Genomic DNA, 25452 nt, shown 5'->3' with positions numbered 1-25452 from the left:
TTGTTGAGCGGGGGGATTCATAAGTACTCCATTACTCTTAGTTGACACACCCAAGAGTAATGAATTACCCGAACTAATCATGTAAGAATACACCTACATAAAATAGTCCCTAGACACATCTATGATAGATTTACAGTTTAGCTTTTCTAACAATCTGGATTTGTACGTGCTTACAGTCTTTTCGCTAAGGTCCAAACGATTAGCTATGGTTTTATTCGACATTCCTTGTACAAGTAAATCAAGTACTTCGAACTCACGTTTTGAAAGTTGAGATATGGGACTTGATGTGTAAGATTGAATTGATGAACTGGTATCCTCTCTGCTCACTATTCGATACAGTTCTTGGATAAATTCATTGACTTCCATTGCTTTGTCTAGATAGCCAAGCGCTCCTTTTTCCCTAGATAAGTAAGGGTAGGTAGGATTAGTTCCTCCTGACATAAAAACATAACTCCCTTTATAGCCAATGGAATCAAGGTGCTCGATGATACTAAAACCAGATTCGTTCCCTAGCTTAATATCAACGAGTAATAAGTTATATTTGTGACTCGATAACTTTGTTATAGCTTGGTTTATTGAAACACAACTCGATACAGAGCGAATGAAGTTACATTGTTTGATTGCTTGCTTTAGAGCTGCGGTAACAATTGTGTGATCATCGATAATAAGACAATTGATGTTGCCTACTTTGTGTAGTGATTGAGTTTCTATAGATAGTCGCTTCTTAAGTTCAACATGACTTAGAGGTTCGCCCGTAAAGTAGCCCTGGGAAAGATCAATTCCAAGGGTCTTAGTGAATTCGAGAGTTTCCTTATCCTCAACGCCCTCAGCAATGCATGTTAAATTCAATTGCTTAGCTAGATTGACTAGAAGTTGGACGATGGCAGTCTTCTGGAAGTCATGACAAACTCCATTTATAAAAGACTTATCTATCTTAATTTCATCAAAAGGGATCTGTGTAAGTTTGATCAGTGATGAATACCCTGACCCGAGATCATCAATAGACAGTCTTACACCCAGTAACTTTAACCTAGCAAGTGTGACTAACGCCTGCTTACTTACGAGGTGCATATGACTTTCGGTTAGTTCTAATGTTAGACGTTCATAAGGAAATTGGAAATCAGTACAGTGTGTTACGATTAAATTGTAGAAATCTACTGATTGTATGTCTCGATGAGTTACGTTTACAGATAGGCTAATAACGTCAGAAAGACTCACAATCTCTTCAATCGATTTTCTTACGGTGTTCTCAAACAATAAGAACAGTGCTTGATCACTGGTTAAGGAGTCTATAAATGCACTTGCACTGAGTAAGCCAAAGTCGTTATGTTGCCAGCGAGCAAGGGCTTCGACAGACTTCGTAGTGCCAGTTGCAATATCAACTTGAGGCTGAAAATGGACATCAACTTCATTCCTACTAATTGCACTTATCACCTCACTCTCTGAGAAGTAGTAGTTTGTTTGATTATTTATACTTGTTTTTCTTATACCTGAACTATCAAGTAGCAGGGTCTTCAATTGACTTAATTTATATGGCTTATCAATACGAGAGGTTTTCTTGAAGTCAAGAACGTGTGCTACTTTTTCTATTAGGCTTAGAACTCTATTCTCTGCTAGGCTTAGCAATACTAAGTGTACTTTCCTTGCTTTGAATGAAATTTGTTCAATAAAGTAAATTCCATCTTTGTCTGGTAGGGATATATCACAGAAAACAAGATCAAAATCTAACTTTTTAAATGCAAGAAGAGCTTCGTTACAGCTGTGTGCAATTGTTATATTAACTTGTCCCAGTTCATAGAGGTCCATCTTTAATCGATAGGCTTGTATCCTGTCATCTTCAACGATTAGAATATTCATATTGCCTCCGCTTTATTGAGCTTTTCTTTTTGTGTATTTATAACATTCTCTAACTCTAATATTAAAGACTGTTTATCAGTGCTAGAAAGGTGACTTTCGTTAGTATTTGTTATTATTCTTATAATCGACTCAAACCCTAAAAGACTCGCTGACCCTTTTATTCTATGAACAACCTCACTATCTAAATTGTTGCTTGACTTGAGTGACTCTATTTCTTCTTGATAACTTTCAATTATTATCCTAGATAATTCACTACTATCATGACTCTTCATGATGAAATTATCTGTTGATTGTTCACTATATTCTTTGTAGTCAAGAAAATTTCTGAGTATAGAATGTAGACATTGAGATGAATAGGGTTTTGTGATGATGGTTTCGATGTTGCTGTGGCTTCTACCTATATACTCACCATTTTTAGATTCTGCTGTAAATCCAATAATAGGTATATCAGGATTTAGATTCTTTATCTTATCAGCTAGTTCAAAGCCAGACATTCCAGGCATGCGACAATCTGTGATAACAAGATCATAGCTTTTGGGGGATGTTATAAATGCTTCTAACGCTGAAACTCCGCATGGGTAAATATCCGCACTTAATCCGAAAGATTGCAACTGAATATCGATCAGTAATCGAATGCTTTCGCTATCTTCGGCGACAAGTATGTGCCCTAATAATTGATCATGGCTTTCTATATCTAGTTGACTCTCTCCTAAATTTCCGAACGCGTTAATCATTTCACTCGGGTAGTTTATATAGTTTATAACGTCAGCTTTTGATATATTTAGGCTACGAGTATCATCACAATATAATCCAAGAGCTTGAAGCCATACATTAACTTCTTCACTATTCGTTTTAACCCCACTTTGCAAAGGGTTTGAGTAGGCTATTGTTGTAAGTGGAATCCTAACATTCACACTGGTTCCATGATTTATCTTTGAGGTAACGCTAATTTTACCGCCAAATAATTCAACCAAATTTTTAACGATACTCATACCCAAACCAGTTCCACCATACTGCCTTGATATACTCGAGTCTGCTTGGACATAGGGTTCATATAGCACCATTAAGTCCTCTTCAGTCATACCAATACCGGTATCGGCGATCGTGATGTCAAGAACCCCAGAGAGAACAACAATATCTATACTAACGCTGCCTATTTTCGTGAACTTAACTGCGTTTGATAAGATATTATGGATTATTTGTCTGATACGCGTAGAGTCTGTGTATGCATATACCCATTGAGTCGGATTAAAGTTAACCTTGAAGTCGATATTAGATTTAGCACAAATTACACGATATTGTTTGGTAATAGAATCCAACTCAGAAACTAGGGAGCAGCTATGTAGGTCAAGAGTCATTTCTCCTGACTCACTCTTTGATATATCGAGAATTTCGTCCACGTGTTGGTTTAACTCTTTGGCCGACGCTTTTAGTGACGAAATAATACTTTGGAAATCCTCTGACTTATGCGCTTTGGTTTCAACGACTTCCAATAAACCAATTATTCCGGCGATTGGAGTTCTGAGTTCATGAGTTATCATTGCGGTAAACTTACTTCGAGCAGATAGAGCAGTATTTGCAATCTGATTCGATTCGATGAGTGCCATTTTTTGTTCTTCAAGTGAAGTTACATCCGTCCAAATAGTAAGGTAACCACTTCTACCATCATTAGGGTGGAGAAAAGGAACGGTTCGATATGTAAGGTATGCGCCATTCGCATTAAATGTTTTCGTGCTGTCGTCGTCTTTGTACTCTTTACTATCTATATTATATTTTTCGTGATACTTTCTATATTGCCGATTGCTAATTATTTGCTTTCCACTCTTGTTTGTTAAAACAAGTCCCACCGGAATGTCTTCAAGAAGAGATGTAAACCAGTTTAGCATTTGGTCTGTCTTTTCTTTCTCATTCTTCTCTTTTTTGAGATCGATTTTTAGTCTATTGTTTGATATTCGATAAAGAACAAAAATTAGGGAAGATATCGCTAATAGCAAACCAAGTATAGAAAAGAATATATTACGATCAATACCAAAATAGTAGCCGTCACCCGTGTACTTTCCACGATATTCATGAATTATCTTTTCATCAAGCGTTCTTAAAAAGTGATTCATATACCCAAACTCACTCTCTACATCTTGATGAAAGATCATCCCAACGGGTAATGATGTTACTTCTTCAATGGATTCTATATCTAGAATACCCCTGCTGTTTAAAATTAGATTCGGCGTGATAACCTCCTGTGATACATATAGTTGTTTTATGTCTTTTTTTAATACAGCTTCAATAAGACTTGTTAGATCACTATAGTACTTTCTATCGTCTTCAGTTAAACGTATAGATTCAAAGTAATTTTGAGCGCGCTGAGTTCTAGCGAGTATTCCAACTTCTTTGGAAAGAGAGCCTTTTATATCAATGCGAATAATGTTTATAGATGTGTAGTTAACAGTACTTCTACCTAAGTTTGAATCCGCATAACTAGTATCGATTCCTGCGAAAGGGAGAAAGTCAATATCGCTTTCTTTAAGCATAGTATCCGCACGTTTTCCGTTGGTGGCTTCAATATACTCAAAAGATAAAAGAGTTCGGTTGCTTATATAGTTTAGAATGTCGACTACATAGCCATCGGGTTGTGATGTTACTGGATTAATGTATAGAGCTGGATAAATGTCCTTCTCAACAGTATATCTCAATTTCTTATTGCTAAATGCTTTATTTGAAAATTGAGAATACTGAAAATCTAGATTTGAGGACCAGAAATCAGTCTCCATTGTATTATTTTTGATTGATTTATTAATATGTTCTAGATATTGACTAGTACTCTTTCCTAATAGTATAGCTCCTCTTTTTCGTAAGTTTTGAGATAGAAACTCAAATTCAGAAACTATATTATTTGATATAAATGTTGCATAAGGAATTATCGCACGCGATATTATATCATCGTCTAATAGACGTATTGTATCGTAGTAGTTAAATACCGGTATTATTCCATCGATGTTCTTACAATACGATTCATGTATAATGCAACCTGTTTTTAATAGGTCACTACGATTACTTCGATTAAATAAGGCGATGAGTCTATCTTTATAGATTAATTCTGAGCTGGTTATATTTTCACTATTTAATGCTAATGAACTTGGATCTTGGATTGAAAAATCGATTATGCCATTGTTTAGATCATTAATTAATTCTCTATGATTAGAATATGAAACGTGTACAACGTTTTTATTTAAAATCTCACCTACTTTGGCGGCGATATCAAAATCAACACCATATGTATTGCCATTGTTATGAGTTACATAAGGTGGAATATGTTGAGAAATATAGCCAAATCGAAGTGGTTCATTTTTAACTTTAGTTTCATTATTATGTTGTGGATATTCAACCACTTCTCGAGCTATCGAGCTTGGCGTTAAAAGTGTAATGGTGTAAGCAAGTACACAAGTAAGAAGTAGCTTTATTGTTAGCAAGTTTGTCTATCAGATGTAAACATATTTTCTGGGAACATATCATATTGAATTACATATCATCCAGTAAGAAAATTCTTACAATGCTATTAAAACGGGGCCTCTTTATATTACTTTTAATGAATTCAATATATTAGAAAGGAGTTAAGTGAAACTCAGTCTAATTTTCTTACAAAATGTTAATTCTAGTTAGAACTCTAGGAGCGACGTTGGTGATGTAGTAGGGTGTTAATGGTATCTCGATACGAACTGCGAGAAGAACGGTCGGTTTAGTTGAAGCGTGTCGTCAGGGTGTGATACGTAGAATCACATTGTATATTGTGAAAGAAGTGCGGGAATGGATAGGCATTCGAGATGCCTGACTGCATAGTCAGACATCGGTTTTATTTGATACTGCTCTCGAGCGAGCTTTGCGTGATAACCGAGATTAGCTTTCGCTATTGAGGTAATCAAGCACCACTTCATGGTGAGTCTTGGTTTTAAACTTATTAAACACGTGCTCGATAATGCCTTCTTCGTTTATCAGAAAGCTAATACGGTGCAGGCCGTCGTATACTTTGCCCATGAACTTCTTCTCGCCCCAAACGCCAAACTGGTCGGCAACCGCGTGGTCTTCGTCTGATAGAAGGGTAAAGTTTAGAGAGTCGCGTTCAATGAACTTACCAAGGCGCTTAACAGGATCGATGCTAACGCCCAATACCACAACGTTGTGCGCGTCTAGTTCTGCTTTGGTGTCACGTAAGCCTTGGGCTTGAACCGTACAACCTGGTGTCATCGCTTTAGGGTAGAAGTAGAACAGTACCTTCTTGCCTTTAAAGTCTTGCAGCGTCACTGTGTTGCCATCTTGGTCGAGCAGTGAGAAATTCGGGGCTGGAGTACCCGCCGTCAATGTGTTCATTGAGATTCCTTTGAAGTCTATATTTTTATTATTAATGGGTTCCGCTAATGAAGTTTAGCGACCCTTTTACTGAAAGCTGGTTGCACAGCGCATCAAACTCTTCTTGAAGTTGCATCAGATTGCAATCTTCGTCGACATTGGCACTGAGAGCGATCTGAAACTGGTCAGTATCGGTTCCTGCACGCTCTTTCACTATGGTTTGTGCGCTTAATGACGCCAGTCCAATGTGCTTGTCGGCGAAGAATTGAGTGAATTCTTCAGTAAGTCCCACTCGATCTTCAGACTCGATGAATACCTCAACCGTATATTGGTTGGGAATGGAGTCGTGCTTGGAGGTACGTTTCATCATGGTGATCAGATCATGTTCTTGACCCAATAGTGGCAGAGTGGTCTCAACGCGAGTGATGTAACTAGGCGTGCCAGAAATTAACATGATGAGGGTGAATTCATTGCCGAACATGGCAATGCGACTGTCAATGATGTTGCAGCCCGCATTGGCGACGAGATGAACAACTTCATTGCATATCCCTGGTCGGTCTGTGCCAACTGCGGTAATCACTAAATACTGATTCATAGTGTCACTCTAAATTCCTTGTTGGCTATATGTTAGCATAGCTAGGCCCAAAGCTCTTGTGATAGATGTAACCGATTATCGACAAAGTGCCGTTGAGTGGTCGCGGATTGAGCATAGAATTAACTCCAGATTGACACCTGTTTTACAGAAAAGCGCATCTTATACGTGCCTCATATCCGAAATCTGAAATTATTCATTCACTTCTTGGTGGGATCTGTTTTTAAGCTCTTGTGTTTATCAATAGCATTACAGTACCATGCAGTAAGTATCAATTTAGGGAGATCACCATGTTTTCAGGAAGTATTGTTGCACTATTAACCCCACTCACCACAGACGGCGAAGTTGATTTTGTTAGTCTACGAAAACTGGTTGAGCATCACATCGAAGCAGGTACCGATGGTATCGTTGCGGTAGGTACGACAGGGGAGTCTGCAACTCTAACCGTTGAAGAACATGTCAAAGTTGTCGCCAAAACGGTAGAGTTTGCCGATGGTCGTTTGCCTATCATCGCGGGCACAGGCGCTAATGCAACGCACGAAGCGATCACGTTTAGCCGTTTGTTCAACAATGTGGGCATTGCAGGTTGTTTGAGTGTGACTCCTTACTACAACAAGCCTACGCAAGAAGGCATGTACCAACACTACAAAGCGATCTCTGAGGAAACTGATATCCCACAGATCCTTTACAACGTTCCTGGCCGCACAGGTGTTGACCTAAAACCTGAAACGGTTGCTCGTCTAGCAGAGCTTCCAAACATCGTTGCACTTAAAGATGCGACGGGTGATTTGTCTCGAGTGCAAACTCACCGTGAACTTTGTGGCGAAGATTTTATCTTACTAAGTGGAGATGACGCGACTGGTCTTGATTTCATCAAGGAAGGTGGTAAAGGCGTTATCTCTGTGACCAACAACATCGCGGCTGCAGACATGGCGAAAATGATGCATCTGGCGCTGGAAGGTAAGTTTGAAGAAGCTGAGATCATCAACCAACGTTTGATGACTCTGCATAAAAACCTGTTTGTTGAGTCGAGCCCAATTCCTGTTAAATGGGCTGCGCACAGAATGGGTCTTATCGCGAATGGCGATCTAAGACTGCCGCTCACTGAACTATCAGAAGAAGCGAAGCCAATTGTTGCTCAAGCTCTAACAGAAGCCTGCATTTACTAAATAGAACGGTAAGAGGAGCGCCAAGCTCCTCTTATATAAGGGAGTATCAATGAAATTTTCACGTCAGCTAGCGGTTTCTACGTTAGCTGTTATTGTTTTAGCCGCGTGCTCAAGTGACCCTAAGACGCGTCGCGAGGCGAAAGATGACTTTAACTACCTCGAAGCGCCAGGGCTAAAAGAGTGGACCTTACCAGAAGGTGCCACCCCTCAGTTTTATCCAAACTATGAAATTCCAACGGGTGACTTCTCTGGTGGTATTGGTCGTGCAGTCGACATTCGTCCACCGCAACAGGTTCTAGAGCTTATTCCGGGTGCTCGTGTAGAGCGACAAGGCTCAGAAGTGACACTTTGGCTGCTTCAAGAAGAAGAGATGGACAAGGTGTGGGCAACGGTGAAAACGATGCTTTCCGAGATCGGCGTTGAGTCTGTTAATGAAACAGACGACATGATTGAAACGGGTTGGGTGACTTGGACATCAGAAGATGAAGACGTAGAGATTGGTAGCCGCTACGAGATCACGCGTTACGAAGCAAACAATCGCTACGGCTTTAAGATGAAGCTTATCGATTGGCGTGAAGGTGGAACGGTAAAACCGGTTACTCGTGTTAATGAAGAGCGCTACAACACGCTGATGACTAACCTAGTGACAGCGCGTTATGACCGTGATCTTCGTGAAGAAGCGGCGCTTCGTGCACAAGAGCTGGTGAAGTCTATTCCAATTAGCATGGGGACTGACCGTAGTGGTCTGCCAGTCATCATCGCACGTACTCCTTACAACGTGTTGTGGCAAGAACTGCCAGAGTTGCTGCCTAAGATGGGCTTTACGATTGAAGAGCGTAACCAGTCTCAAGGTACGGCTAAAGCCAAGTATGCGAGTCCAGATGATGAGTTCTGGAATCAAGTGGGTCTTAAGCCGATTGATCTAGAGCCAGGTGACTACACCTTCTTGTTCGGTGATCTGGGTAACCGTACCTCTATCAACGTGACGGATAAAGATGGTAAACCGGTATCTGAGAATCTACTACGCTCGCTAGAACCATTGATTGCGACTGTGATTAAGAAAGAGCAGTAATAGCAATAATTTAGTCATTAAAAAGGACCCAATCGGGTCCTTTTTTCTATCCGTAGGCTCTGCACGCTGAGTGCTTGTCCTAATGTGTGGCGGCTATTTTTCTGAATCGTCGTTCGCCTTGTCACCGTACTTCTGTTTATCCAACTCATTGAGTCTATCTAGCTGCTGTTTACGCGACATGACTTTATCACTTTGCTGGAACTTCATATTAGCCGTGTACTTCAAAGCCGCGATGTTGCCGACGACAACCGCGAGTACCACGATAATGATTACCCAAGGGTTAAACAGCCACTCAATCATAGTCTACTCTCAGCGATTAATGTTGGTTACATACTGATTGTAGATGGAATCGAGATTAGAAAGTATCGGCTCTTGTCCCAAAATGTCTGATTGCTTCAAAACTTTACCAAGTTTTTCACATGAAAAACTGTCTAAACAGTCACTTGCGCTCGCTCGGTGGCTAATGTGCCACGGTTCCATGGCGACCCCGCCATTATCTTTCGCATAAGGAAAGAAAAAACCATAGCTGTCTGCATGTTGCTTGAGCCAATGATAGAAAGGGCGCTGATGCCCATCAAGGTATTCCCATGGCTCGAGCTGAAGGGGGGTGTCAGCAGGGAGTAGATTACCCGCATAGACATCAAAGTCAGTGCCCCAATGGTGGCGGCTTGCGCCTGGGAGTGCACTCCACTTTAGGATTGCTGTCACTTTTTCTGCTTCGCTTAACGAGTCGACATCCATTGGAACACTATCGGCATCCAAAATGGGTTTTGCTCCCGACATTTTGGCATTCCAAATGGCAAGCTGACGCTCAAAAGAGCGATAGCCGCTGGCAAGATAGAGATCAAAGCCCGCCGATTTCGCCGCGTTAACCAGCTCACCGAGATCGCGACTTGCGTCAGGATGAACGAGAAACGTGCGATTACCGATCGTGATATCGACCAGTGAGTCAGAAGACTGTCCTACCAGATGAGCTATCTCCATCTTGCGCCTCACGTTATTTTTGAGCGAATAAGTTCACCAAGGTGTTTTCGTACATATCCGTCAGTTTCTCTAGGTCAGCAACATTCACGCACTCATTTACCTTGTGAATCGTGGCGTTGACTGGACCCAACTCTACGACCTGAGCACCCATGCGAGCGATGAAGCGACCGTCTGAGGTTCCACCTGTGGTCAGAAGCTCAGGACGAGTGTGATTGACTTCTTCCACTGCGCTGACAACGGCATCAAGTAGGCTGCCTTTATCAGTAAGGAATGGGTGTCCGCTGAGTGTCCATTTCAGGTCGTAGTCAAGACCATGCAAATCAAGCGTTGAGTGGACGCGACTCTTGATGGTTTCATCGGTCAGTTCAGTGCTGAAACGGAAGTTAAACTGTACGTTAAACTCGCCTGGGATGACATTGCTTGCGCCAGTACCTGCTTCAAGGTTCGGGATCTGGAAGCTGGTTGGTGGGAAGTAGTCGTTACCGTCATCCCATTTAGTTGCAGCAAGCTCAGCGAGAGCTGGGAGCGCTTGATGCACAGGGTTATTTGCTAGGTGAGGGTAGGCAACGTGACCTTGTGTCCCTTTGACCTTAAGGTCTCCAGTGATAGAGCCGCGGCGGCCGTTTTTAATAACATCACCAACACTGTTAGTACTCGATGGTTCGCCAACAATACACATGTCGATGTTCTCATCACGAGCCATAAGCGTATCAACTACGCGCGTCGTACCGTTGATAAACGGACCTTCTTCATCAGAGGTGATAAGAAACGCAATTGAGCCTGTGTGGTCTGGGTGTTTCTCGATAAATCGCTCTACCGCAACAATCATACACGCCAGTGAACCCTTCATATCAGCGGCACCGCGTCCATGAAGGTGACCATCGATGATGGTAGGTTCAAAAGGTGGTGTATGCCATTGATCTAGGTTACCAGCTGGGACTACGTCGGTGTGACCAGCAAAAGCAAACAGTGGTGCCTGTGTGCCGCGTCGCGCCCAAAAGTTAGTTGTATCCTCAAATACCATGACTTCGATTTCAAAGCCGAGCTTCTCTAGTCTTTCAATCATGACTTTTTGGCAGTCGGCGTCTTCTGGTGTCACTGATTGGCGGCTGATTAGGTCTTTTGCGAGTGCCAAAACGGGGCTGTCGTTCATCCTTGAGGATCCTTGTTCTTGTCGTGTTCTAATGTTGTGTTTGCGTATCTGGCTATTATGCGCCAAACACTTGTTGATATTGTTCAGCTTTAAAGCCCACGTATTGTTTACCGTCTACGTCGATAATTGGGCGCTTGATCATGGCAGAGTGCTCGACGAGTAATGCAATGACATTCTCTTCATTTAGGCCGTCTTTTTGCTCTTGCGTCAGTTGGCGGTACGTTGTGCCACGTTTATTGATGACTTGCTCCCAACCGAGCTGCTCGCAAAAAGCGCGGACCATCTCTTCATTGATACCGTCTTTGCGATAGTTATGGAATGAATAGTCGAGCTCGTTTGCTTCCAACCATTTCTTAGCTTTTTTGATGGTGTCACAGTTGGGAATTCCAAACATTGTAATAGCCATGATGACTTCCTTATGGGCGTTAAATTCTGACTTTGTTTATTCTGCTCTGAATCGTCGGACCCAAAGCATTTCATTGTGTTTAGCATCCTATCAAGAAGTGTCGCGTTAAACAAAAGGTTGTAAGCGATCACAGTTTTCTGCCCCGTTTTCGGCATCAACAGTTACAAAATCTCAAATTTCGAAATCACAGCGATCAGCGAGAAATTGATCAAGCGCAACACGGGCGCTCGTAAATGCAATATATTGGAAATGCACATAAATAGGAGGTGTCAATGGAACTGAGTCCTGTTTTTGCACGTCGTCTCTATCTCGCGTTGCTCGTTGAAAGCATCGAAAGACCGAATGTGCCAAAACTAATCGAGAAAACGGGTTGGCCTCGCCGAACCATTCAAGATGTCATCAAAGCGCTACCGGGAATCGGCATTGAGTTGATGTTTGTTCAAGATGGGCGTAGACACAACGATGGTTATTACCAGTTATCAGACTGGGGACCTTTTGACAGTCAATGGGTGATTGATCGCCAAGGTGATATCGAAACGACATTGGGTGTATAGCTTAGGTGCTGCAAAAGGGTTTGAGTGACCGTCGCGTGCATTGGAATGAAAAAATAAAGCCGAAGCTAAGCTTCGGCTTTATTTTTTACAGCGATAGGCGGTGCCAAACAGGGTCACAGAAGTCTCAAAATCGACAGGCGTGAGCAACAGTACGGTGTCGCCACCCAACGCCGCCGTTTGATTTTTTATCTCGTTGACCGCCCCTTCCGTAAGCGAAGCGTTACTGAAGAATAAATAGGTGTACCAATGACCTTCAGAACCCCTTACGTCCCCTTTCCATTGGCATTGAGACACATCCATATTGGCATCGGCTCGCACCTCAACGATCTGCGCTTGCTCAGATTGCAGCTGATTAAAAGGCTGCGAGCAACCGGCTAGCAAAGTGGTGCTCACCAGCGCCACTCCGAATGCTACTTTTTCTGTGGCGCGCTTAAATCGTGACATAGCTGATAAACCCGATCCAACTTACGATAAGCAGCGCCCATGGCAGCATATCTTGACGCGGTTTGTTTTCTTCTGTCGAGGTAGTCTGCTGATCGACAGCGGTTTCTTGCTGTGCTTGTTGTTTGGTACGCTTTTGTTTCTTCAGCGCTTTATCAGCTTGACGCTTTCGCTCTTTTTGCTGCTTCTTATACTGAGCAATGCCTTTTTCGATACCTTGAGCTATTAATTTGGTCTGCTCTTTGGTTTGCCCTGGCTTTTGCGTGGCTTTGGCAATTTTCATTGCTTCTTGCTGTGTTTCCACTGAAGGGGTAATTTTATCGTTCTTCATGCTAATTCCGCGTGAGAGTTTTCGAGCATCTTAGCACAATGATGGTGTGGATCTTGAATGATTCGAGGGTTAGCACCATATACTTTGATATGAGTTAAAAATAGAGACGTACAATGCGCTATGGCATCGAACAATATGATCAGCACGGTCTGTTGAAAACACCAGTTTTACTCTGGGTGGGGTGGGCGTTCCTGATCCGTGCTTGGGTGGTGTTTGTCGTCGCAGGGGCGAGCCGCCAAGAGGGAAGTACGATATTACAGTATGTTTACCCAAACCATACTATGCTGTATCTCGGACTCGCGATGGGCTTGCCTATTGTTGTGGGAATGTGGCTGGTTGGACTAAGAAAAAGCGACTCAACCAAAACCAACTTCATTGTTAGCCAGCTAAAACCCGTCACCTTGCTGATTGTGATGCTTCAGCTTGCTCATACTGTTTATTTGGTTGATTTGCAGCACTGGAAATTTACCTGGACTAATGCGGTGACTTTGGTGTCATTGATTTGGTTTGCTATTTATTTGCTGAACAGCCGCCGCGTAGCCGATAGCTTAGCGCTTCCAGCGAAAATCACCTAAGTTCCTGATCAAGGTCATACAATCAACAACTGTTAAAAAATACACTGAGCGAAAAAACAGAGGAAAGATAATGTCATTACCACAAAGTGCGATTACGCCAGAGGCAGAGCCTTTTGCGTTATACACCCAATTAAAAGTCAATCAGAATGCTCAACAGGTACTAGAAGCCCTTCAAAAGCTACCTGCGCTGGTGGAAGAACTAAATGAAACTCAGCCAGGTGCTCAGTTAACGCTCTCTGTGGCTTTCTCTCACGCTTTTTGGTCTCAGCTAGAACAATCTATGCCATCGGAGCTAAAGCCATTCCCAGAGCTTGGTGAGGGCGATACTTTCGCACCATCATCAGATGTTGACGTGTTGATTCACTGTCACTCGAATCGCCACGACTTGCATTTCTATTTGCTGCGCAAGCTAATGGGGCAGATTGCTGAAGATGTCACCATCGTGGATGAGACACAGGGCTTCCGCTTTATGGATTCTCGCGACATGACGGATTTCGTCGATGGCACTGAAAACCCGAAAGGTGAGCAGCGCGCAGAAGTGGCATTGGTCGCCGATGGTGAGTTTGCTGGTGGTAGTTATGTAATGGTTCAGCGCTTTGAACACAATCTTCCTGCGTGGAATCGTCTGAATGTGTCCGCTCAGGAAAAAGTGGTAGGTCGTACTAAACCAGACAGTATTGAGCTTGAGGATGTGCCGGCTGCGTCTCACGTCGGTCGTGTAGACATCAAAGAGGAAGGCAAAGGGCTAAAAATCGTTCGTCACAGCTTGCCTTATGGCACAGTAAGTGGCCCTCACGGTCTGTTGTTTATTGCATACTGTCATACAGTACATAACTTCGACGCGATGCTTGAAAGCATGTATGGCGTTACCGATGGCAAAACCGATCAACTATTGCGCTTCACTAAAGCCGTCACTGGTGGTTACTTCTTTGCGCCTTCGCAGGCAATGTTTGCGACCCTAAACGTCAAAGCTTAATTCCCTCTCAGTTCCTAGGGGACAACGCCTCCCCTAGGTGCTTACCATATTTTCCTCAAGTTTCCTTTCTAATGGTCGATATCTAGGCTATTCATCACGCCTTTTGGAAGCCAAATGTCGATCACCGTCAATACCAATGTCAGTGCTATGGTTGCTCAAAATCACCTGGGTAGTGCAAGTAAAGCACTGAGCCAGTCGTTGGAGCGCCTGTCATCAGGGCATCGCATCAATAGTGCCAAGGACGACGCGGCAGGCTTGCAGATCTCTAATCGCCTCAATGCTCAAATAAGTGGTTTAGGTGTTGCTCAGCGCAATGCCAATGATGGTATCTCGATCATGCAGACGGCGGAAGGTGCGATGAATGAGGCGACTCAAATCCTGCAACGCATGCGCGATTTGTCCCTGCAAAGCTCTAACGGTTCTAATTCGGCTCAAGATAGACAAGCATTAGAAGAAGAGTTTGTTGCCTTGAATGATGAGCTGAATCGAATTGCTGAAACCACAAGTTTTGGTGGACGAAAACTTCTCAATGGCACCTTCGGGACGTCATCGTTCCAGATAGGGGCTCAATCTGGCGAAGCCTTGCAAGTGGGACTTGGTAACCTGCGTACTGATCAACTTTCTATGGGTGGCGCTGTATATCAAGCGAGTCGAGCGGCTACGCCGAATTGGCAAGTCACAGACAGTAATCGTGAGCTGACATTCAGTTACCTTGATGTTGCTGGCGAAAGTCAAACCAAGACGATAGAGCTTAAAGCTGGCGATGACATTGAACAGGTCGCGACTTATATCAATGGTCAAACGGATATCCTGTCGGCGTCGGTGGATGAAAACGGTCAGTTGCAGGTTTTTGCAGACTCCGAGAAAGTAAAAGGGGCTGTCGACTTTTCTGGCAGCTTTGCGAGTGAGGTTGGGCTGCAAAACGGTGAAATTGTCACCGTAAATGACCTGTCTATTCGCTCAGTTGGAGGCGCTCAGCTCTCTGTTTCTGTATTAGATAAAGCGATGCAGTTTGTGGATAGTCATCGAGCTGCTCTGGGGGCGAACCAGAACCGCCTCAATCACACCATTAATAATCTTGCCAACATGGAAGAGAATCTATCAGCATCTCAAAGCCGTATTCGTGATACTGATTATGCAAAAGAAACCACAGAGATGCTCAAGCAGCAGATTTTGCAGCAAGTGAGCACCTCGATATTGGCTCAAGCTAAGCAAACGCCAAACCTCGCTCTGACCTTATTGCAAGGCTAGCGCTAGCCCAAGCGAAGATGTCTAAGTGCTCTTGTCTATGCACACCTGTTTATGAGTACTTGTTTATAAGCACTTGTTTATGAGCTATTGTTTGTGAGACATAGCGCCCTTCGACATCTTGTTCATCAACTTTAGTCTTTTTTTGATAAAACTTTTCTTTTTACCATTCTTGTCACAACTTCCTACGCTAACAGCCAAAATACTCAATTTAATTTCATTTTTTTCTCAAGTCTTTGGTTTCGAAGACGATAAAGAAAGTAACTTTGAGAGAACTACTTGGTTTTCCGAGACGTCGGAAACCGCTACACCGGAAAATCAATTGGAGAAACAACATGGCAGTGAATGTAAACACAAACGTATCAGCGATGACTGCGCAGCGTTACCTAAACAACGCAAACCAGGCTCAACAAACGTCAATGGAGCGTTTGTCTTCTGGTCACAAAATTAACAGCGCAAAAGACGACGCAGCGGGTCTTCAAATCTCTAACCGTTTGAACGTACAAAGCCGTGGTCTAGACGTCGCAGTACGTAATGCCAACGACGGTATCTCAATCGCACAAACAGCAGAAGGTGCGATGAACGAGACAACGAACATCCTACAACGTATGCGTGACCTATCGCTTCAATCCGCGAACGGCTCAAACTCAAAAGCAGAGCGTGTAGCGATTCAAGAAGAAGTGACGGCACTGAACAACGAGCTAAACCGTATTGCAGAAACCACATCATTTGGTGGTAACCGTCTTCTAAACGGCACCTACGGCACTCAGTCATTCCAAATTGGTGCTGACAATGGTGAAGCTGTGATGCTAAGCCTACGCGACATGCGTTCAGACAACGAAATGATGGGTGGTTCAAGCTACCAAGCAGCAAACGCGAAAGACAAAGACTGGAGCGTAGCGGCGGATGCAAACGAGCTAACCATCACGCTAAAAGACAGCTTTGGTCAAGACCAAGCACTGACCATCAATGCGAAAGCGGGCGATGACATCGAGCAGCTAGCGACATACATCAATGGTCAAACAGACCTAGTGAAAGCGTCAGTAAACGAAGATGGTCAGCTACAAGTATTTGCAGGTAACAACAAAGTAGACGGTGACGTGAGCTTTGGTGGCAGCCTAGCGGGTGAGCTTGGTATGCAAGACGCGCAAGCAGTTACGGTTGATACTATCGATGTAACCACAGTAGGCGGCGCTCAAGAGTCAGTCGCGATTCTAGATTCAGCGTTGAAGTATGTAGACAGCCACCGTGCGGAGCTGGGTGCATTCCAAAACCGTTTCAATCATGCAATCAACAACTTGGATAACATCAACGAGAACGTGAATGCGTCGAAGAGCCGTATCAAAGATACCGACTTTGCGAAAGAGACGACAGCGATGACGAAGAACCAAATCCTATCGCAAGCATCAAGCTCAATCTTGGCACAAGCGAAACAAGCGCCAAACGCGGCACTAAGTCTACTAGGCTAATCGCTCGCGCTGATTTAAGTGTTCAAGAACGACAAAACCAGAGTCTCGGCTCTGGTTTTTTGTCTTTAGCGGCTTTGTGACTTTATTGAGCTTTATTATTCACACTATCAACATGCCCTAAATCCCTATCGGGGGCGATAATATCGCGAACGCGCTGCTTTAATATCTTGGCTTCAGGGAAGCCACCGTCTTTCTTACGCTCCCAGATCAATTCACCATTGCAATGTATTTCAAATCGACCACCCGTATCTGGGTGTAAGCTAATGACTTCCACTTCTTCGCTGAAGGTGTGCAGCAGTTCTTGAGTCATCCAGGTTGCACGTAGCATCCAGTTGCATTGGCGACAGTAGTAGATGTCTATCTTGGCTTTAATCATGGTCATCCTTGTGCGGGTAGGTGGCAGACAAAAAAGGGAAGCTTTCGCCTCCCTTTTAAATAAACAGTGCGTTCAATTAGTTTGAAAACAGGATAGAAGAGCCTTGATTCAAACTGGTTAGTAGCAGCGTTTTTTCGTTTACGATGTCGATACGACGACTTTGCTGAGCTTCCATTTTTAGAAACTGTTTGATCATCGCAAGCTGCTCATGAGTGAACTCGTCAGATTGTGCTGTTGCTGTGTCTTTAAACTCACGTGGCGAAATCAACAAGTAGTTGTCGCTAATGGTCCAAGTGCCCATCTCCGAAATTTTAATCAGAGTGTGGGTCTCAGGATCATCACCAAATAAACGCATTGATGATTCACGGATGTATTCACCACCTGGTAGATACTTAACGTTGGCAGACATTTCAAGTCGGCTCAAAGGACCAATGTCTGTATCCGGGTAATCTCGCGCTGCGATAATGCCAACCATGTTCGATTGCCACTCTTTCGCTGTCAAAACTTGCTCAAGTTTGAGGTCGCTGCCCCAATAAAGCCAGGCACTAAGCGCCGTAGATAGCGCGAGAAGAATAGCGGCGTATTTCATTTTCATTATTCAATACTCCTTACTGGCAAACTTTATCGAGGTCAGATTGCTCAGTGAAAATGCGCATTGTGCTGTTTTCGCCTGAGTGCTCTACGGTGTGCACGAAGTTAAGTGCAATCTGATCGCTTTGGTCACCAGTAACAATAACCTCAACCGGTAGCATGTCACCAGTATGCGTCTCTACATATTTCGCGACACACTGTTCAATCTTTGGCTGCCAGCTGGAGACATCAGGGTGGCTTTCCGGTGTGACGATTTTGACGTTTTCAACAACACTTAGCTCTCTAAACGTAGACTGAGCTGGATTGGTGACCATCAACACTAAAATCGGCAGCAAAATAGCCGCAACAACCATCGCCCAAACGGCCGGAGGCGTTTTTTCTTTAGGGGCGGCAACAGGTGCTGGAGCTGGTTGAGCAGCTGCAGTGGCTGCTGTCGCAGCTTCGAGCTTGTCGGCAGGCAGTTCTGCAACCGGCGCTTCGTTGATGGCTTCTGAAGATGCCATCGGTACTGAGCGTTCAACCGTTGAGATCAATTGATAACCGCGTTTCGGCACCGTTTTCACAAACTGGGGTGATTTCGTTGGGTCTTTCAGCATTTTGCGCAAGGTAGAGATAGCTTGCGTCAAGCTTGAATCATCAACCTCAAAGCCTTGATCACGCCATACAAACTCATGCAGTTCATTACGAGTGACAACTTCATTAGGTCTTTCAGCAAGCAGAAGTAGGATGCGACTTTCATTACTACCGAGACGTACTACTTCATCGTTATTAGTTTGATCGACCAACGAATTGCTGTTTGGGTCAAAAATGTACTTCTGGCCGAGTATAAACTTAGTGCCTATGTTACTCATTGCATTCTTCTTTTTAGTGCCGCAACGCGACGGGAACTGGTATTTTGGCGCTGAATGGATGCAGAGCCAATTATAGGATTTTAGGATTTTTTTATAGTCAGGGGCAGTAGGATAATAAAAACAAATCAAAAAAACAGCATTTTTATTTTTTTGACCTTGAATTTACAATGTTCAGCCTCATTTCTTTAGTCGATGAATCATAGCGATACCGAGTGCAAATTTATGTCGAGACTCGGTATTAAACGTGTAAATGGAGATAGCATGAGCACCGTTGAAACTAAGAACAAAGAAACCCGTGGCTTCCAGTCTGAAGTAAAACAACTGCTTCACCTTATGATCCACTCTCTGTATTCAAACAAAGAAATATTTCTAAGAGAGTTGATTTCAAACGCGTCTGACGCAGCTGACAAACTGCGTTTTCAAGCCCTATCTAACTCAGAGCTTTATCAAGGCGATGCTGACCTAGGCGTAAAGCTGTCATTTGACGAGAAGAACAACACATTAACGGTATCAGATAATGGTATCGGTATGACTCGTGATGACGTGATTGAACATCTTGGCACCATTGCCAAGTCTGGTACAAAAGAATTCTTTGCCAAACTATCTGAAGAACAGAGCAAAGATTCACAACTTATCGGTCAATTTGGTGTTGGTTTCTACTCTGCGTTTATCGTCGCTGATGCCGTTACCGTGCGCACTCGAGCGGCAGGTGTGGCTTCTGACCAAGCTGTACAGTGGCACTCAGCAGGTGAGGGTGATTACACCATTGAAGACATCACTAAGGAAACTCGTGGTACTGATATCGTGCTTCACATGCGTGAAGAGGGTAAAGAGTTTTTATCTGAGTGGCGCTTGCGCGATGTGATCAGCAAGTACTCTGATCACATTGGTATTCCGGTTTCTATCTGGACACTTGAGCGTGACGAGGAAGGCAAAGAAACGGACCAAGGTAAATGGGAGCAAATCAACAAGGCTCAAGCACTTTGGACCCGTAACAAGTCAGATATCAAAGACGAAGAATATCAAGAGTTCTACAAGCATGTTTCTCACGATTTCGCCGATCCACTGGTTTGGAGTCATAACCGTGTAGAAGGCAAAAACGACTACACCAGTCTTTTGTACATCCCAGCAAAAGCCCCGTGGGATATGATGAACCGCGACCATAAGAGTGGTCTAAAACTGTATGTTCAGCGCGTATTCATCATGGATGACGCTGAGCAGTTTATGCCTTCTTACCTGCGTTTTGTGCGTGGTTTGATAGATTCAAATGACCTTCCGCTAAACGTATCGCGTGAAATCCTTCAAGACAACAAGGTAACGCAATCACTTCGTGGCGCATGTACTAAGCGTGTACTTACTATGCTAGAGCGCATGGCGAAAAATGACGAAGAGAAATACCAATCGTTCTGGAAAGAGTTTGGCCTTGTGTTGAAAGAAGGTCCTGCTGAGGATATGTCGAACAAAGAGAAGGTGGCAGGTCTACTGCGCTTTGCTTCGACAGAAGTTGATTCTTCAGAGCAGACGATTTCATTGGCGTCTTATGTCGAGCGCATGAAAGAAGGTCAAGATAAGATCTACTACCTAACCGCAGACAGCTACGCAGCCGCGAAGAACAGCCCGCACCTAGAGCAGTTCAAGGCTAAGGGTATTGAAGTTGTCTTGATGTATGACCGCATCGACGAATGGCTAATGAATTACCTGACTGAATTTGATGGTAAGCAGTTCCAGTCAATCACTAAAGCGGGTCTTGATCTGAGCAAGTTCGAAGGCGAAGAAGAGAAAGAGAAGCAAAAAGAGACGGAAGAAGAGTTCAAGTCAGTGGTCGAGCGCACGCAAACCTACCTAGGTGATCGCGTTAAAGAAGTTCGCACTACGTTCAAACTCGCAAACACTCCTGCTGTTGTTGTGACTGATGACTTCGAAATGGGTACCCAAATGGCGAAGCTTCTGGAAGCGGCAGGTCAGGAAGTACCAGAAGTGAAGTACATCTTCGAGATTAACCCAGAGCACGAACTGGTTAAACGCATGGCTGATGAAGCTGACGAGCAAGCCTTTGGTCGTTGGGTTGAGGTACTTCTTGGTCAAGCGATGCTCGCCGAGCGTGGCTCGATGACCGATCCTTCTCAATTCTTGGGTGCGATCAACAAGCTTTTGGCTAAAGTCTAATTCCCTTGCGGACTTTGACACCCTAGTCTAATTCAAGAGCTCGATGTTTCGAGCTCTTGTTTTCTCAGGGGTAAACGCACACTTTTAGGTAACTTTAGAGTGCATTGAAGCATCTTTAGACACTTTTGGCGTCAAGCAAGCGATTTCTATGATAGAATGCGCGCCAAGTTAAAGATTCAACTATTTTTGAATAAACCGTTTATACCGAAACGTATCGCAGCAAGCATGCCTTAATGGCATCAAAAGTAGTGGGCTTCGGTATAAATCTTTTTTTATATAAGAGGACAAGTCATGCGCATCATTCTTTTAGGTGCTCCAGGTGCAGGTAAAGGCACACAAGCTCAATTCATCATGGAAAAATACGGTATTCCACAAATTTCTACTGGTGACATGCTACGTGCAGCAATCAAAGCAGGCACTGAGCTTGGTAAGAAAGCGAAAGCAGTTATCGATGCAGGTCAACTTGTATCTGACGACATCATTCTTGGTCTGATCAAAGAGCGTATCGCTCAAGACGACTGTGAGAAAGGTTTCCTACTAGACGGTTTCCCACGCACTATCCCTCAGGCTGACGGCCTAAAAGAGATGGGCGTAGAAGTTGATTACGTAATCGAGTTCGACGTAGCTGATGACGTTATCGTTGAGCGTATGGCAGGTCGTCGTGCTCACCTAGCTTCTGGTCGTACTTACCACGTTGTTTACAACCCACCTAAAGTGGAAGGTAAAGATGACGTGACTGGTGAAGACCTAGTAGTTCGTGATGACGACAAAGAAGAGACAGTACGTGCACGTCTAGGCGTATACCACGACCAAACTGCACCTCTGATTGCTTACTACGGTAAGGAAGCAGAAGCAGGCAACACTAAGTACCTAAAATTCGATGGTACTAAGCAAGTTGCAGACGTAAGTGCAGATATCGAAAAAGCACTGTCTTAATTCACTTTTGTGAATCTGTTAAAAAGAAAACGACCTTTATAGGTCGTTTTTTTTGATCCAAGGAAAGCGAGCATCGGTATATAATCCGCTTAGCAATCATATGAAAAACAAAGGAAGTCTATGAGCGAATCGTCAAAAACAGGCGTGCTACTGGTCAATCTTGGTACTCCTGACGAGCCGACAGCAAAAGGCGTGAAACGCTTTCTTGAGGAGTTTTTACATGACCATCGTGTCGTTGATATGACCCGTTGGATTTGGTGCCCTGTGTTACATGGCATTATCCTCCCAATTCGCTCGCCTAAGGTAGCGAAGGCTTATCAGTCCGTGTGGATGGATGAAGGCTCTCCGCTGATGGTTTACTCAAAGCGTCAGGCTGCGAAGTTGGAGCAGGAACTTGGACTTCCGGTTGCGCTTGGTATGAGTTATGGCAACCCGTCGCTTAAAGCCGGTATTGACCAACTTCTCGAACAAGGTGTTGAGAAAGTGGTGGTGCTGCCTTTGTACCCGCAATACTCAGGCACGACTACCGCTGCCGCGTTCGACGGTATTGCCAAAGCATGCAAGTCTATTTCTACTATCCCAGCGATGACTTTGATACGTGATTATCATGACCACCCTTTGTATATCAAAGCGCTTGCTGACAACGTGCGAGCACATTGGGAGAAAAATGGCCGCGCAGACTATCTGTTATGCTCTTACCATGGCATACCAAAGCGCTACGCAGATAACGGCGATGTGTATCCGCAGCACTGCCAAGCCACGACAGAGTTGCTAAGAGCAGAGTTAGGGCTTGATGAGTCACAAATGGGAATGAGCTACCAGTCTATTTTTGGTCGTGAGGAGTGGCTTAAGCCATACACCGACAAAACCTTAGAGCAGATGCCAAGTCAGGGTATCAAGTCGATTGATATTATGACCCCTGCCTTTTCAGTGGACTGCCTAGAAACGCTGGAAGAGATAGCGATTGAAGCGAAAGAGACGTTTCTAGAAGCTGGGGGCGAGCAGTATCGTTATATCCCATGTCTGAACGATTCAGATGAGCATATCGCGATGATGGCTCAATTGATTCAAAGCGCCTAGTCAATCCATACCGATACAAAAAGGCCCGTCACTTAAGTGACGGGCCTTTCCATTTAACTCAATCAAAGCTTAGACAAGCTGAGCTTGCTGCTCTTCTACTTGCTCGGCGTTACTAGGCGCGCCTTGCTCAGCACCGTGCATCCACTTAACCAGTGTGTTCGCAAACATCAGCAGGATAACACCACAGATGACCGCCGTTACTGCGATGCCACCAAAGATAGCCATAGCACCTAGTTCACCAACGTGAGAACCAATTAGACCTGCAACATAGTTTGCGATTGCATTGAAACCAAACCATGCACCCATCATAAGAGAGGCTAAGCGTAGTGGGGCAAGTTTAGTCACCAAAGATAGACCAATTGGCGATAGACAAAGTTCACCTAACGTATGGAAGAAAAACGCACCGACAAGCCATAGCATTGACGTTTTAACGCTAGTATCACCACCTTGCTCAAGCACCGCACCAACCATGCATAGGAAACCTGCTGCTAGGAAAAATAGCGCTAGCGCGAATTTCACAGGCGAGTTTGGTTCACGTTTGCCAAGCTTCACCCAAATAGCCGCTAGCACAGGTGCTAGGGTAATGATGAAGAATGGGTTAAGAGATTGGAACCAAGCTGCAGGGACTTCAAAGTCACCAATCATACGGTCGGTATACTGCTGGGTATAGATGTTCATCAGGCCACCCGCTTGCTCAAAGCCAGCCCAGAAAACGATAACAAACAGACCCATGATAAGGATGACCTTCAGGCGGTCGATCTCTTCACGAGTAAGAGGGGCTTTGGTCTCAGATTTATTCAGTGCTTTTGCGCGTGCAGCTGCTGGCACGTTACCAATTTCACCTAACCAAGAGTTTGCCATGGTCAACTGCATGATAAGGCTAAATACCATACCAACACCGGCAACGACGAAACCTGCAGACCAGCCAAATGAGTCTGTCGCAGAACCTACGACGATACCCGCTAGAAGTGCACCAAGGTTGATGCCCATGTAGAAAATAGTGAACGCGCCATCACGACGGTTATCGCCTTCTTCGTAAAGATCGCCAACCATAGTTGAGATGTTTGGCTTAAACATACCGTTACCGGCAATCAGTAGCGCCAGACCACCGTAGAACAGATGTGCACTTGGCTCACCAGATGCCGCTGCAGCTAGGGTAAACTGACCTGCGGCCATAAGGACGCCACCGATAATGATAGACTTACGCTGACCCAAGTAGTTATCGGCAATGTAACCACCAATAAGTGGCGTAATGTAAACTAGTCCAGTATAGATACCATAGAGATCTAGAGCATCTTTAGTCGACCAGCCCATACCACCGTTGATTGTTGTATCGGTCAGGAAAAGAACCAGAATTGCGCGCATGGCGTAATAGGAGAAGCGCTCCCACAGTTCGGTTCCGAACAGTAGAAACAGGCCGCGAGGGTGACCTAAGATGTTGCGTTGTGCTGTCATAAGTTTTACTAATTTTAGTTATCAAAGAATATAATGTGCCAACTGGTATACCTGACGAAATTAATTACTGCAATGATGTAAAAATATAGATTTTGTGAATAAAATGTTTAACAGGATGAAATGTAAGGAAATTTTTCAGGATGGGTACGTAAAAGATGTGCTGCAAACTAATATTTCATTTTTATTTTTCCGTCATCCATTCGGAAATTTCATCGGTAAGGTCGCAGACCTCTATAGGTTAGTCGCGCATACGGTTCTGTTTAGTGGTAGGATGCAAAAAACAAAATTTTCGAATAGCTAAAATGAAACGTTGGTATTTGCTTTATTGCAAGCGCGGTGAACAAGCCCGCGCGAAAATGCATCTCGAGAATCAAGGCTTAGAGTGCTATTACCCTGAAGTGGAAATAGAGAAGATTCTTCGAGGAAAAAGACAGAAGGTAAAAGAGCCTCTTTTCCCTTCTTATGTGTTTGTTCACTTTGATTATGAACAAGGTCCTTCTTTTACTACCGTCCGCTCTACTCGTGGTGTTGTGGACTTCATTCGCTTTGGTGCTCACCCTCAAGAGGTTGATCCGGCTTTAATCGACGAGCTTGAGAAGTTGGCGACACATCCAGAAGAACCAGAAACGGATGCGCTGCCTAAACAGGGTGAAGCAATTCGAGTGACGGGTGGGCAGTTCGCTGGCATCGACGCCATCTTCCAAGAGGCGGATGGTGAAGCTCGTTCCATCATGCTGGTGAAGATGATTAATCGGCCGGTGCAGGTGAGTATCGACAACAAAGATCTCGATATTTAATCTTGTGAACGTGAAAACAAAAAACCTCAGCG

The 25452-nt window shown here is 44.1% G+C and carries 25 protein-coding genes; 11 read left to right on the top strand and 14 right to left on the bottom strand.

Translation table 11 applies throughout. The features are described 5' to 3' along the window. Positions 1–93: 93 nt before the first annotated feature. From AC6I8Y_RS12785 to AC6I8Y_RS12770, 4 genes are all read right to left on the bottom strand, one after another. Positions 94–1857, bottom strand: a complete 1764-nt coding sequence (locus AC6I8Y_RS12785; RefSeq protein WP_498020297.1) for an EAL domain-containing protein — start codon at positions 1855–1857, stop codon at positions 94–96. Next, complete coding sequence (locus AC6I8Y_RS12780) at positions 1854–5324, bottom strand: ATP-binding protein (RefSeq protein ID WP_498020296.1); 3471 nt, start codon at positions 5322–5324, stop codon at positions 1854–1856. Before AC6I8Y_RS12780 ends, AC6I8Y_RS12785 begins: the two co-directional genes overlap by 4 nt. Positions 5325–5748: 424 nt before the next feature. Next, the gene (gene bcp, locus AC6I8Y_RS12775; protein ID WP_498020295.1) at positions 5749–6219 is read right to left on the bottom strand and encodes a thioredoxin-dependent thiol peroxidase; all 471 of its coding nucleotides are present in this window, start codon (positions 6217–6219) and stop codon (positions 5749–5751) included. A gap of 31 nt (positions 6220–6250) precedes the next feature. Further along, the gene (locus AC6I8Y_RS12770; RefSeq protein ID WP_042473808.1) at positions 6251–6793 is read right to left on the bottom strand and encodes a glycine cleavage system transcriptional repressor; all 543 of its coding nucleotides are present in this window, start codon (positions 6791–6793) and stop codon (positions 6251–6253) included. 287 nt (positions 6794–7080) lie between these two features. Here AC6I8Y_RS12770 and dapA point away from each other — a divergent pair, with 287 nt between their 5' ends. Together dapA and bamC are read left to right on the top strand one after the other, a co-directional pair. Continuing rightward, a complete protein-coding gene (gene dapA, locus AC6I8Y_RS12765) occupies positions 7081–7959 on the top strand; it encodes a 4-hydroxy-tetrahydrodipicolinate synthase (protein ID WP_128650396.1) in 879 nt (292 codons plus the stop codon). Between the two features lie 49 nt (positions 7960–8008). Next, positions 8009–9031 (top strand): outer membrane protein assembly factor BamC, encoded by a 1023-nt coding sequence (gene bamC / locus AC6I8Y_RS12760; RefSeq protein WP_042473814.1) that lies wholly within the window; start codon positions 8009–8011, stop codon positions 9029–9031. Positions 9032–9124: 93 nt separating this feature from the next. On the opposite strand, the gene AC6I8Y_RS12755 is transcribed toward bamC, so the two are convergent. The 4 genes from AC6I8Y_RS12755 to AC6I8Y_RS12740 are packed head-to-tail and all read right to left on the bottom strand — an operon-like array spanning position 9125 to position 11574. Next, positions 9125–9331, bottom strand: a complete 207-nt coding sequence (locus tag AC6I8Y_RS12755) for a DUF2897 family protein (RefSeq protein ID WP_498020294.1) — start codon at positions 9329–9331, stop codon at positions 9125–9127. Between the two features lie 9 nt (positions 9332–9340). After that, entirely contained in the window at positions 9341–10015 is a 675-nt protein-coding gene (locus AC6I8Y_RS12750) for a M15 family metallopeptidase (RefSeq protein WP_498020293.1), read from the bottom strand. A 13-nt stretch (positions 10016–10028) separates the two neighbouring features. After that, the gene (dapE, locus tag AC6I8Y_RS12745) at positions 10029–11168 is read right to left on the bottom strand and encodes a succinyl-diaminopimelate desuccinylase (protein WP_234495342.1); all 1140 of its coding nucleotides are present in this window, start codon (positions 11166–11168) and stop codon (positions 10029–10031) included. A gap of 55 nt (positions 11169–11223) precedes the next feature. After that, complete coding sequence (locus AC6I8Y_RS12740; protein WP_252012187.1) at positions 11224–11574, bottom strand: ArsC family reductase; 351 nt, start codon at positions 11572–11574, stop codon at positions 11224–11226. 272 nt (positions 11575–11846) lie between these two features. Here AC6I8Y_RS12740 and AC6I8Y_RS12735 point away from each other — a divergent pair, with 272 nt between their 5' ends. Then, complete coding sequence (locus tag AC6I8Y_RS12735; RefSeq protein ID WP_042473827.1) at positions 11847–12128, top strand: winged helix-turn-helix domain-containing protein; 282 nt, start codon at positions 11847–11849, stop codon at positions 12126–12128. Between the two features lie 78 nt (positions 12129–12206). On the opposite strand, the gene AC6I8Y_RS12730 is transcribed toward AC6I8Y_RS12735, so the two are convergent. Together AC6I8Y_RS12730 and AC6I8Y_RS12725 are read right to left on the bottom strand one after the other, a co-directional pair. Continuing rightward, positions 12207–12572, bottom strand: a complete 366-nt coding sequence (locus tag AC6I8Y_RS12730; RefSeq protein WP_498020292.1) for a DUF4156 domain-containing protein — start codon at positions 12570–12572, stop codon at positions 12207–12209. Beyond that, positions 12559–12900, bottom strand: a complete 342-nt coding sequence (locus AC6I8Y_RS12725) for a DUF2956 domain-containing protein (RefSeq protein ID WP_498020291.1) — start codon at positions 12898–12900, stop codon at positions 12559–12561. Before AC6I8Y_RS12725 ends, AC6I8Y_RS12730 begins: the two co-directional genes overlap by 14 nt. A 113-nt stretch (positions 12901–13013) precedes the next feature. Here AC6I8Y_RS12725 and AC6I8Y_RS12720 point away from each other — a divergent pair, with 113 nt between their 5' ends. The 4 genes from AC6I8Y_RS12720 to AC6I8Y_RS12705 all read left to right on the top strand — a co-directional run bounded on the left by AC6I8Y_RS12720 (position 13014) and on the right by AC6I8Y_RS12705 (position 17168). Beyond that, on the top strand, positions 13014–13475 hold the full coding sequence (locus AC6I8Y_RS12720) for a DUF2919 domain-containing protein (RefSeq protein WP_498020290.1): 462 nt from the start codon (positions 13014–13016) through the stop codon (positions 13473–13475). A 70-nt stretch (positions 13476–13545) separates the two neighbouring features. Beyond that, complete coding sequence (locus AC6I8Y_RS12715) at positions 13546–14451, top strand: Dyp-type peroxidase (protein ID WP_498020289.1); 906 nt, start codon at positions 13546–13548, stop codon at positions 14449–14451. Positions 14452–14565: 114 nt separating this feature from the next. Next, the gene (locus tag AC6I8Y_RS12710) at positions 14566–15702 is read left to right on the top strand and encodes a flagellin (protein WP_498020288.1); all 1137 of its coding nucleotides are present in this window, start codon (positions 14566–14568) and stop codon (positions 15700–15702) included. A 332-nt stretch (positions 15703–16034) separates the two neighbouring features. Beyond that, the gene (locus AC6I8Y_RS12705) at positions 16035–17168 is read left to right on the top strand and encodes a flagellin (protein ID WP_234495348.1); all 1134 of its coding nucleotides are present in this window, start codon (positions 16035–16037) and stop codon (positions 17166–17168) included. An 82-nt stretch (positions 17169–17250) separates the two neighbouring features. Here AC6I8Y_RS12705 and AC6I8Y_RS12700 read toward each other — a convergent pair whose 3' ends face one another. From AC6I8Y_RS12700 to AC6I8Y_RS12690, 3 genes are all read right to left on the bottom strand, one after another. Further along, positions 17251–17544, bottom strand: a complete 294-nt coding sequence (locus AC6I8Y_RS12700) for an Rdx family protein (RefSeq protein WP_498020287.1) — start codon at positions 17542–17544, stop codon at positions 17251–17253. Positions 17545–17620: 76 nt separating this feature from the next. After that, positions 17621–18139, bottom strand: coding sequence for a regulatory protein ToxS (locus tag AC6I8Y_RS12695; RefSeq protein ID WP_128650183.1), 519 nt, complete (start codon positions 18137–18139; stop codon positions 17621–17623). A 13-nt stretch (positions 18140–18152) separates the two neighbouring features. After that, positions 18153–18986, bottom strand: coding sequence for a winged helix-turn-helix domain-containing protein (locus tag AC6I8Y_RS12690; protein ID WP_498020286.1), 834 nt, complete (start codon positions 18984–18986; stop codon positions 18153–18155). Between the two features lie 261 nt (positions 18987–19247). Here AC6I8Y_RS12690 and htpG point away from each other — a divergent pair, with 261 nt between their 5' ends. The 3 genes from htpG (at position 19248) to hemH (ending at position 23168) form a co-directional block, all read left to right on the top strand. Further along, positions 19248–21152: a molecular chaperone HtpG gene (htpG, locus tag AC6I8Y_RS12685; protein ID WP_252012176.1), complete on the top strand. Its 1905-nt coding sequence runs from the start codon at positions 19248–19250 to the stop codon at positions 21150–21152. A gap of 291 nt (positions 21153–21443) precedes the next feature. After that, entirely contained in the window at positions 21444–22088 is a 645-nt protein-coding gene (gene adk, locus AC6I8Y_RS12680) for an adenylate kinase (protein WP_042477529.1), read from the top strand. 120 nt (positions 22089–22208) lie between these two features. Continuing rightward, complete coding sequence (hemH, locus tag AC6I8Y_RS12675) at positions 22209–23168, top strand: ferrochelatase (protein ID WP_128650182.1); 960 nt, start codon at positions 22209–22211, stop codon at positions 23166–23168. A 69-nt stretch (positions 23169–23237) separates the two neighbouring features. Here the strand turns inward: hemH and AC6I8Y_RS12670 are convergent, their stop codons facing one another. Beyond that, entirely contained in the window at positions 23238–24623 is a 1386-nt protein-coding gene (locus tag AC6I8Y_RS12670; protein ID WP_498017793.1) for a peptide MFS transporter, read from the bottom strand. A 302-nt stretch (positions 24624–24925) separates the two neighbouring features. On the opposite strand from AC6I8Y_RS12670, the gene rfaH reads away from it, so the two are divergent. Continuing rightward, positions 24926–25420 (top strand): transcription/translation regulatory transformer protein RfaH, encoded by a 495-nt coding sequence (gene rfaH / locus AC6I8Y_RS12665; RefSeq protein ID WP_128650180.1) that lies wholly within the window; start codon positions 24926–24928, stop codon positions 25418–25420. Positions 25421–25452 lie beyond the last annotated feature (32 nt).

The organism is Vibrio sp. KUL78, assembly GCF_059725505.1.
This window is presented reverse-complemented; position numbering and strand designations above follow the sequence as displayed.